This is a genomic window from Candidatus Sulfotelmatobacter sp. (assembly GCA_035498555.1).
GTDB lineage: Bacteria > Eisenbacteria > RBG-16-71-46 > RBG-16-71-46 > RBG-16-71-46 > DATKAB01.
Genome location: DATKAB010000032.1, coordinates 1 through 9608, shown reverse-complemented (window position 1 = coordinate 9608; position 9608 = coordinate 1). Strand labels below are relative to the sequence as shown.

General features: G+C 68.6%; 9 protein-coding genes. 4 read left to right on the top strand and 5 right to left on the bottom strand.

The genetic code is table 11. The features are described from left to right. On the top strand, positions 1-328 hold a 328-nt coding region (locus VMJ70_03175), incomplete at its 5' end, for a hypothetical protein (GenBank protein ID HTO90112.1). A gap of 31 nt (positions 329-359) precedes the next feature. Here the strand turns inward: VMJ70_03175 and VMJ70_03170 are convergent. From VMJ70_03170 to VMJ70_03160, 3 genes are read right to left on the bottom strand one after another with little or no spacing between them, the layout of a single operon-like run. After that, a complete protein-coding gene (locus tag VMJ70_03170; protein HTO90111.1) occupies positions 360-3236 on the bottom strand; it encodes a tetratricopeptide repeat protein in 2877 nt (958 codons plus the stop codon). Positions 3237-3279: 43 nt separating this feature from the next. Continuing rightward, positions 3280-4179: a hypothetical protein gene (locus VMJ70_03165; protein ID HTO90110.1), complete on the bottom strand. Its 900-nt coding sequence runs from the start codon at positions 4177-4179 to the stop codon at positions 3280-3282. Between the two features lie 48 nt (positions 4180-4227). Further along, positions 4228-4500 (bottom strand): GlsB/YeaQ/YmgE family stress response membrane protein, encoded by a 273-nt coding sequence (locus VMJ70_03160; protein HTO90109.1) that lies wholly within the window; start codon positions 4498-4500, stop codon positions 4228-4230. 187 nt (positions 4501-4687) lie between these two features. Between VMJ70_03160 and VMJ70_03155 the strand changes: the two genes are divergently transcribed. Next, entirely contained in the window at positions 4688-5614 is a 927-nt protein-coding gene (locus VMJ70_03155) for a VOC family protein (GenBank protein HTO90108.1), read from the top strand. A gap of 75 nt (positions 5615-5689) precedes the next feature. Here VMJ70_03155 and VMJ70_03150 read toward each other — a convergent pair whose 3' ends face one another. Continuing rightward, positions 5690-6115, bottom strand: coding sequence for a hypothetical protein (locus VMJ70_03150; protein ID HTO90107.1), 426 nt, complete (start codon positions 6113-6115; stop codon positions 5690-5692). 86 nt (positions 6116-6201) lie between these two features. Continuing rightward, positions 6202-6876, bottom strand: a complete 675-nt coding sequence (locus VMJ70_03145; protein HTO90106.1) for a hypothetical protein — start codon at positions 6874-6876, stop codon at positions 6202-6204. Positions 6877-7340: 464 nt separating this feature from the next. Here VMJ70_03145 and VMJ70_03140 point away from each other — a divergent pair, with 464 nt between their 5' ends. Together VMJ70_03140 and VMJ70_03135 are read left to right on the top strand one after the other, a co-directional pair. Further along, positions 7341-8717 (top strand): hypothetical protein, encoded by a 1377-nt coding sequence (locus VMJ70_03140; GenBank protein ID HTO90105.1) that lies wholly within the window; start codon positions 7341-7343, stop codon positions 8715-8717. 170 nt (positions 8718-8887) lie between these two features. Further along, positions 8888-9608 (top strand): hypothetical protein (locus VMJ70_03135; protein ID HTO90104.1); only part of this gene is annotated, 721 nt, incomplete at its 3' end.

Genomic DNA, 9608 nt, shown 5'->3' with positions numbered 1-9608 from the left:
CGATCTCCTGATCCGCCACAGCGGCGCCAACCACAAGCGCGAGACCCTCGCCCAGTCCAAGCGTCGTCAGAGCGCGATCGATCGGCTCTGGGTATTCCTGGTGTGGCGGAACCACGTCAAGTGGTTCTCCGAGCTGCGGCGCGATCAGACGCCGGCGATGAGGCTCGGGATCGACTCGCGAAGGAGAAGCGTCAGGCAGATCCTCGAGCAGCGCCTCTTCCCCACGCGCATCGAGCTACCGGAGCGATGGGAGAAGTACTACTGGAGAACCATTCGGACGCGAGCCTTCACCCGCAACCAGCGCCACACCCTGAAATACGCGGCGTGAGTTGGTCTCCCTCGGGCCCACATCCCCGGCATCAGCAGGCGCAACTGCAATCTTCGGAGCAGGACCCTCTTGTAGGCAGGGCCGGCAGCGCGAGGAAATTGCCCCGCGCGAGCTCGGCCAGACGCTCCAGTCGCTCCGCCCGGGACTCGCGGGGCTTCTCGTCGAGCGCGCCTTCCGCACGCGCCAACAGCTCCGCTCCCGCTTCCGGCGCGTCGAACGAGAGCGGCGGCGGCGCGCCCAGCACCCGCGCCAGTCCGGCGTTCTTCGGCGTATTGCTCTCGAGCAGCACGAATGGCGTGCCGAGCGCAGCCGCGGCAATGGTGTGGTGGAAGCGCCCCGACACCAGCAGGGCCGCGCTCGCAATGGTGTCCAGCCACAGCTCGAGGCTGTCGGCTTCGAGGTGCTCGAACCTCGCGCCCGGGGCCTTCGCCAGCGCCGCCACGAACTCGCGGTCGTCGGCGGCCGGAAAGAGATTCGCGCCGGTCAGCGCAGTGACAGAGAAGCCTCGCGCGGCGAGCGCCGCGGTCAATGCGGCGTAGTTCGCGGCGTCGGACGCGCGAGCCGCCACCGATCCCGCGATCACCACGCGCTTCCCGCTGCGCCGAGAGCCGAGCGGGAAGTGGCGCGCGACGTGGAGCGGCAGGCAATCGAACGCCTCGGCGGCCGGAATGCCGGCCGCCGACAGTCGCGCAAGGCTCTCGGGCTCGCGCACCGCCACGAAATCCGCCGCCTCGTACACCTTGCGGTAGAGCCGCGCGGCGGGCGCGGCGCTCGCCAGATCTGCCGCCGGCGGATAGCACGAATGATTGATGAGCTGCACGCGCGTGCCGAGATATCTCTTCACGGCGTAGGCGACGTAGAGCAGGCGGAGGACGAACGGGCTCAGCCCGTGCAGCGAGCCCTCGCCATTGATCACCACGTGATCGGCGTACTCGATCTCGCGGAACAACCACGGGTTCTCGCTCATGAACCGGTTGAAGCATTCGACGTCGTCGAACTGCTCGAGCGTTTCGGGCCCGCCGCGGAGCCCCTGGAGCCCGGTGATCGGGACGCGATTGACCTCGTAGCCACGCTCCTGCAGCGTTTCGACGATCGCGGTGCTGGTCGCGGTGCAGCCCCAGTGATACCAGTACGAGGTGTCGTTGAGCAGCGCGACCCAGGGGCGCGAGCGGCCGGCGGGCCCGCGCGTCTCTGTGGCACGCGCCGGCAAAGGGGCAGGCGAGCGTGAGTGCTCCGCCAGCGCGGCGGCCACTCGTTGGAACACCGGTTCCCACTCTCCCGCGCGCGCCTGGCGAAAGAGCGTGACACTCGAGTACCACGGCGTGTCGTCTCGATCGAGCATCCAGCGCCAGTCGGCGACCTTCGGGAGCAGCACCCAGGTCGGAGTTCCCACCGCGCCCGCCATGTGCACCGTGGCATTGTCCACCGAGATCACGAGATCGAGCGCGGCGAGGCGCGCGGCCAGTTGATCGAGGTCACGGAGCGAGTCGGCGTCCTCCCAGTCGTGGATCTCGAGCCCGGCCTCGCGCGCCGCCTGCAATTCCTCGCGCGTGTCTCCGTACTGGAGATTGATCAGCTTCGGATTTCCGCTTCCAGAGAGCCAGGTCAATTCCGAGACCGGAATCGAGCGCGCGCGACGGACCAGCGCCTCTCTTCCGCCGCGCCAGGAGAGACCGACCTTGAGCCCGGGGCCGAGCCCGGCGTAACGGCGCCGCCAGTCCTCGACCGCCGCCGGGTCGGGCCGCAGGAACGACGCTCGCTCGGGGAAGCTCGCGAGTTGGTTGCGGAACAACCGAGGCAGGCTGCCGATCGCGATCTGGAAATCGGGTCGAGGCAGCGACGCGGGGTAATCTTCCGCGGTCTTCATCCGCGGAATCCATTGCGCGCCCGGGAAAGACCGCGCGTAGAGCGGGATCAGGCGCGCGTCGCATTCGACCACGCAGCTCCGCACCCGCTCGAGCACGTCGCTCAGGCACGACGCGAACAGGATCTCGTCGCCGACGCCCTGCTCGGCGGTGATCAGGAGCGTCGGTTCGTCCAGAGGGGATCCGTCCCAGAACCAGATCGGGAGGATCAGCTCGGCGGCGTTGCTCTTGAGCATCCGGTACTCGTACTTGCGCCAGCCCGCCTGAAGCTCGCCGCGGGTCAGCAGCGCCTGAGCCAGATTCCAGTGCGCGTCCGCCAGCTCGGGACGGATGGCAATGGCCCGCCGCGCCCGATCCTCGGCGGCTTCGAGCCGGCCGAGGTCGAGCGAAACCGTGCTGAGATTGCACCAGGCGGCGGCGGAGTCGGGTCGCACCGAAGCCGCGCGCGAGAAGGCTTCGACGGCCCGGTCGAGCCGGCCGAGCGCGCGCGCGGCGTTTCCCACCGCACCGTGCAGCTCGGCGTCATCCGGTCGCAGTTCCGCGGCGCCCGCCAGAGCATGCAGCGCCCCTTCGGCGTCGCCGGCCTCTCGTAAGGCCGCGGCGAGATTCAGGTGCACGGCCACCGGGCTCGAGTCGAGCGCGAGCGCGCGACGAAAGCTCGCGGCCGCTTCGAGCGGGCGCCGCAATCCGCGAAGCGCGTTCCCGAGCGTGTTGTGCGCGATCAGCAGCGCGGGATCCAGCTCGATGGCGCGGCGGGCGGCGCGCTCCGCTTCCTCGTCGCGGCCCAGGTTCTGAAGCGCGGCCGCCAGCTCGGCATGGCCGACCGCGGCGTTCGGGCGGGCGGCGAGCGCGCGCTCGAGCAGCGGCACCGCCTCTTCGTGGCGTCCCTCCCGCAGCGCGATTCGGCCGAGCAGGTAGAGCGAGTCGGGCTGCTCGGGGTCGCGCGTGAGCACGGCGCGGAACAGCGCCGAGGCGCGGTCGAGGTCGCCGGCGCGCAGTGAAGCATCCGCCGAGCGCAGCGTGGTGCTGACGAAATCGCTCATCGGACTCGAAGGCTGCCCTCCATGGAAGCCCCGATCGAAACCGCTAGCGCGGCGCGAGTCGCTTGGCCAGCTCGCCGAAGATCCGGTTGTAGTTCTCGGTCGCGGTGGACTCGTTGGCGTCTGCGAAAGTGGCGCCGCGGTCGAGATCGCCCTCCTTGTATCCGACCTTGATCCACGGATTGATGTGGTCGCCCTTCTGGGCGCCGAAATACACGCTGGTCACGCTCTCGCGCGGAATCTCGAGCACCAGACTGTCAGCCTGCGTGTAACGCACCGACTTCTCGTCGATCGTCAGCGTCCCGGGATGGTTCTCCCACTCCCCGGGGTGCGCATCGGACGGGATCGGCAGGTACCACGCCTCCTTGATGACGATCGGCAGCACCGCGTTCGTCATGGCGCGCTCGCGGGCCACCGAGTCCTCCGCGGCCGTGCCGGCGCCGGGCTTCGCCATGTTGCGCGCGAGCGCATCGCGCCCGCGCGAATCCATGACCGACAGCTTCAGGCCCTTCTTCAACGCGAAATGCGCATAGCCTTCCGCGCCCTCACGTACCAGGTCGCCGTGCCAGACGCCGGTCATCATGGTCTCGCGCAGCCGGAGCAGACAGCCGCCCCCCGCCACGAACTCGACCCAGACTTCGCCCTGGCCCGCGCGGCCCAGCCACACGCGATGCCAGCCGGGAGTCACCATGCCGGTGACCGCGGTGCTCTGCGCGAGGATTCCGAACGGGGTGCGATCCACGAACACGAACTCGGGCTTGAGGTCCTGAAGTTTCTGCATGTCGCGCGCCACCACCAGCCGGGCCATGCCGGGATCGGGCGGCGGCAACGAGGTGGTGTCGCGCAACACGTATCCGCGCCGTTGCTGCACCGGCTGGGCGCCGGCCGAACCCACGACTCCACACGCGATGCAGACCAGCGCGCACAGCGCGATCGAAAGCCTCATGCCCGATGAATCCTTCCTAGCGATGAAGTGAATGAAATCGAGGCCGCGCTACTTGGCCGCGGAGCCGCCGCCCTGGCGGCCCTTGATCATGCGATAGATCCACAGGATCAGCACCGCGCCCAGTGTCGCGGCGATGAATCCGGCGCCCTCGCCTTCTTTGTACCATCCAATCATCCGACCGAGGAAATTGGCGACCAGCGCACCGCCGATCCCGAGCAGCATCGTCACCCACCAGGGGCTGGGATCCTTGCCGGGCATGATGAGCTTGGCGAGCGCACCCACCACCAGACCGACCACGCAGGTCCAAAGCAGAGCGAACATGGAGTTCCTCCTTCGCTTGCCACATCGGCGTCGCCCGGAGAATCCGTTCGCAGGATGTCGTGAGTCGCCTGGTTGCCGCAGCTTCGCTCGAGTCGACGCCCTGACTGCAAAGCGAAAAATACCACATGCCTATCGGCCGGGACTCTGACAGAATTCCACCAGCGTCCGCGCCAGCCGCGAGGGAACCATGAAGCTCGAAGGTATCCACCACGTCACCTGCATCACCGGCGATGTCCTGCTCAACGTCGATTTCTACACCCGCGTGCTCGGCCTGCGTCTGGTGGGCAAGAGCGTCAATCAGGACGACCCGCTGGTCTACCACGTCTTCTACTCCGACGAGCGCGGCGATCCCGGCGCCGACATCACGTTCTTCGAGTACCGCGGCTCGGCGCCGGGACGCGCGGGCGCCGGAATGATCCATCGCGTGGCGTGGCGCGTCGGCGCGGCAGATTCGCTGGCGTTCTGGGAGCGCCGGCTCGCGAGCGAAGGCGCCTCACCACGGCGCGAAGGGGACAGCCTGCTGTTCCGCGACCCCGAAGGGCTCGAACACCAGCTGGTGGTGGATGCCAGCCACGATCCGCCGCTGATCGCCGAGCATCCCGACATTCCGCGCGAGCATGCGCTGATCGGCTTCGACGGGGTACGCGCCTACGCCCGCAACGCCGAGCGCAGCCGCGATCTGCTGGAGCGCGTGCTGGGGGCTGCGTCGCGATCGGGCACTTCGTGGGAACTGCGTGGCGCGAAGCGCGGCAGCTGGTTCGCCTTCGATCCCGCACCGGGGCCGGGCCGGCCGGGCGCCGGCACGGTTCACCACGTGGCGTGGGGCACGAGCATGGCCGAGCATCCGCGCTGGCATGAACACCTGCTCGCGGCGGGAGTCCATGCGACGCCGGTGATCGACCGCCACTTCTTCCACTCCATCTACTTCAGAGAGCCCAACGGAGTGCTGTTCGAGATCGCCGACGACGGGCCCGGCTTCGCAGGTGGCGGCTCGATCGAGGAGCTGGGGCGCAGGCTGATCCTGCCACCGTGGTTCGAGGACCAACGTGAAGAGATCGAGGCGGGGCTAACGCCCATCCCCGACCCGCGCGCGACCTGGGCGCGAAAGGCCTAGGCGCCGTCTGGAAACGCCCGGCGGGACGCCGGCGTGGAATGGCCGCGCCGGGCGCGACGAGGTTCTAGACGCAGTCTAGGCCTTCGGAGTCGTCGCGGGAGGCGCCGGCATCGACGGCCCGGCCGACCTCGTCGCGGCCTCCCGGGCCAGCTGGGCCTGCTTGGCCCGCCGGCGCTCGACCATGATCCAAAGGAACATGGCGAGGATCGCGCCGATCGCGGCGCCGCCGAACATCGGGCCGAGCCACTTCTCCTTGCGCACCATCGCCACCAGCACACCGCCGATCGCGCCGCAGCTGAGCCCAATCAGGGTCGCGCGCATCACCCGCAGCACGCGCTGCGCCCAGTCGATCAGGTGGTCGATCCACGAAATTAGCAGGACCGCGGCCGCGCCCGACAGCGCCCCGCCAATGACCTGCCGCGCGGAGTGGCCGGTGAAATAGCCGACGGCGCCGCCGACCAACGCGGCGACTCCCACCCACAACGCGAGTCGCCGGCGCACATGAACCGGAACTCTCGTCGAAGGCTGCGGTGTATTCATGCGCCGACCTTACATCCATCCTCCGGGCGCGCGCGAGTGGAATCTCTTCATCGCTCAACCGTCACTCGGCGCGTGAAATTCGTTCCGTCGAGATTGGCGCGCACCAAATAGAGCCCGGGTGGCACGCGAGCCCCGGTGTCCGAGCGGAGATTCCAGGTCAACTCGCCGCGGCCCGGCGGCAGGACTCCAGACTCGAGGGCGCGCACTCGTCGTCCTGCGATGTCACAGACGAACACCTCCACGTGCGCGGCGCGGACCATGGAGTACGAGAACACCACGCGCTCGCGCGCGGGATTCGGCCTCGACTCCGAGAACCCGAATCCCGGCGCATCGGGATCGACGCCCGTGACCTTCGCGGCGGTGAGCACCACGTTCGAGATCAGCGACCAGTTGTTGGCCTTGTCGCGCGTGCGAATCGCGAAGTAGTAGGGAACGCCGCTCGACAGTCCGCTGACCGTGAACTGCTCGGGAGAGCCGGCGGGCGACGGAAGCGGAACGCCGCCGACCGCGGTGGCCAGCGGGAAATTGATCGAAGTGATGGGCGATACCGAGTAGCGCAGATCGTACGCACTCGCCCGGCCGACCATGCTGTCGTCGCCCGGAGCGGTCCAGTGGAGCACCACGTTTGCGGCGCGCGAAGAGATGGGAACCCAGACAAGCATGGCGGACAGCAGCAACGAGATCCCGGCGCCCTGCGCACCGGCTCGGGGTGCACGAAACACACGCCCTCCCTGGCGCGCGCTGCGGGCATCAGTCGCCCGGACCACACGCCGGCGTCCCCGCGGGCGTGGGGCTCCGCATGGATCGGTGAACGTCGAGCGAGCTGGCTGGTTTCGGAGCGCGGCTGGGTGGGGTGCAGCCGCCTGGCGCCTGGGGAGTTCGGCGCGACGCTCATTCGGGTCGAGGGGACCCGGGTGAGCTGAGCTCCAACCGGCTCAGATTCAGCCGGTCCCCCGCCGGTTGCGACAAATTCGGGTCGTGCTCCGAAGATTGCGGTTGGCCGGCAGAAACCAAAGCCGTTCCAGCACTTACATCGAGTGGGAGCGAAAACCCCGCCAGGAGGTTGCGGCTCAATCGGCCGGCTCTGGCCAACCGCAATCTTCGGAGCACGACCCAAGAGTCGGAGCATGACCCAAAGAAGCGGCCCATTCCTGCCGATATCGAATGGACCAGGGAGGACATGCTCATGACAGGCCGATGGATGCCGCTCCTCGCGGCAATGGTTCTGGTCGCCGGCTGTGCCGGCACCGCGAAACTCACTCAGAAGAGCGAAGAGAAGCTGGCCGGCGGCGACGCCTGGAAGGCGTGGCAGCTGGCGGTCCGCGCGCTCGACAAGGAGCCGGGCAATCCTCAGGCGCGCGACGCCGCGACCGCCGCCGGCAACGCGATCGCGCAGGAGTGGCAGCGCAAGATCCTCGCGCTCGCCGACGTCGACAGCCTGCAGGCCGCCGATCAGGTGCTCGAGTTCGTCGATTTCCGCGGCAACGCCGCGCACTACGCCACGATCGCGGTCAGCCCCGACTGGACGAACACCGAGAAGACGCTGCGTCGTTCGGCGGCGCGCAGCCACTACGACGCGGGTCGCGTCGCTCTGGACTCACAGCGGCCGAAGCGGGCCTACATGGAGCTGGAAGAGGCGCTGCGCTTCGTCACCCCCTACCGCGACGCCGGACCGCTCGCCGACCGCGCGCTCACGAGCTCGACCACGCGGGTGGCGGTTCTGCCGTTCCGCTCCGGCCCCGACGATCCGCAGCTCGGCACGCAGGTGGCCTCGAACTGGCGCGACGCCCTCGCGCAGCAGATGGCACCGCCCAAGGTGATGTTCACCCGAGTGCTGAGCGGCGACGCGGTCGAGCGCCAGATGACGGTTTCTCAGCTCGACGGCCTGGCTCGCGGCGAGGCGGTGCGGATTGGCCGCAAGATCGGCGCCGACCGCGTGGTGTGGGGCTCGATTGGCGACGTGCGCTCGGCTCAGCGCGTTCAGTTCTTCCGCGATGTGATTTCGCGGCGCATCGTCGACAAGGATCAGGACGGGCACCAGACCGAACACTGGGTCGAGGTGCCGATCGAGGTCGTGGCTCGTGTGCGCGACGTCACGGTGAGCGGCGAGTACGAGCTGATCTCGACCAAGGACGGCGCATCGATCGCGCACCAGCAGTTCGATCGAGCGACTTCGGCCCGTGTGGTGTGGACGTCGTACCAGCCCGAGGGAGATCTCGGCGATTACGTGCTGGTCACCGACAGCGATCGCTCCGCGCATCCCGATCACGCGAAGGACGTCGAGTCGCGCTGGAAGGCGGTGTGCGGCGACGGCGTGACTCTCGCGCAGGTGCTGCAGGCGCGGCGCGCGACCCGCGAGGGCGGCGCCTACAATCACGACGCACTGGCGCGATTCGCGACCGGGGCGGCGTTCGTATTCCTCCAGGACCTGCCCCCGGCCGAGGATCTGGCGCTCGCCGCGCTCACCAAGAACTGTTCGCCTCTGCGCGACGACCTGCTCCGCCTCGACCCGATCGACGAAGTGGATCTCGGCCTGAGCGCGAGCGACGCGGGCGCCCGCTAGCGCGAAGAATTCTCCGGGAGAATTCGTCGCGGCGAGTCCTCGGTTTCCGCCGGTATGGCGGTACTGAACTCGCCGCGATTCGTTTACCGGCGATTCGACCAAATTGACTTGTTCGCTGGTGAGCCGAGGCGAAGAATGTCGGCGGACATTCTGCCCCGGAGGCTCCCCGCATGGCCGCGCATCGCCCGCACTCTGCCCGATTCACGCTGGCTCTCGCTCTGCTCTCCCTTTCGCTCGGCGCCACTTCCGCGCATGCCATCCCGATCTCGTGGGCGAGCGCCGTGAGCGGCAACTGGAACGACCCCACCAAGTGGTCGCCGCCCCAGGTGCCGACGGCGGCCGATGACGCTTCGATCACCGCGGCCGGCACCTATACGGTGACGCTCAATGTCGACGGCTCGGTCAATTCGCTGACGCTCGGAACGACCAGCGGCGCGCAGACACTATCGGGAAATTCCCACTCGCTGACGCTGGCCAGCGCCTCCACCGTCGCCAGCAATGGCGTGCTCGACCTCACCTCAGGCAATCTGAACGGCGCCGGTTCGCTTACGAATCAGGGATCACTGGTCCTGCGCGCCGCGAACGCCGCCTTGCCGCTCGACAACTTCGGCCTGATCGAGGCGCACGGGAATTCAGCGCTGAACGGCGCGCTCACCACCGAGGCCGGATCGACGCTCCGCGCGACCGGCGACGGCGCGCAGGGCGGCGCGCTCCTCACGGTGCTCAACGGATTCACCAACAACGGCGCCCTCGAGCTGACCAATGTGGCGGCCGGTCAGGGTGCCACCTTCAACGTCACCAACGGCACGTTGACCAACGCCGCAAGCGCCTCGATCAACGTCCTGGCAGGAGCGGGCGGAGGTTTCCGGACGATCGGCGCCCAGCTCGACA

What these genes read in the sequence shown, in the direction of transcription:
- VMJ70_03170 (HTO90111.1), bottom strand. Translation starts at nt 3,236, where the DNA reads ATGAGCGATTTCGTCAGCACCACGCTGCGCTCGGCGGATGCTTCACTG.
- VMJ70_03140 (HTO90105.1), top strand. Translation starts at nt 7,341, where the DNA reads ATGACAGGCCGATGGATGCCGCTCCTCGCGGCAATGGTTCTGGTCGCC.
- VMJ70_03165 (HTO90110.1), bottom strand. Translation starts at nt 4,179, where the DNA reads ATGAGGCTTTCGATCGCGCTGTGCGCGCTGGTCTGCATCGCGTGTGGA.
- VMJ70_03155 (HTO90108.1), top strand. Translation starts at nt 4,688, where the DNA reads ATGAAGCTCGAAGGTATCCACCACGTCACCTGCATCACCGGCGATGTC.
- VMJ70_03160 (HTO90109.1), bottom strand. Translation starts at nt 4,500, where the DNA reads ATGTTCGCTCTGCTTTGGACCTGCGTGGTCGGTCTGGTGGTGGGTGCG.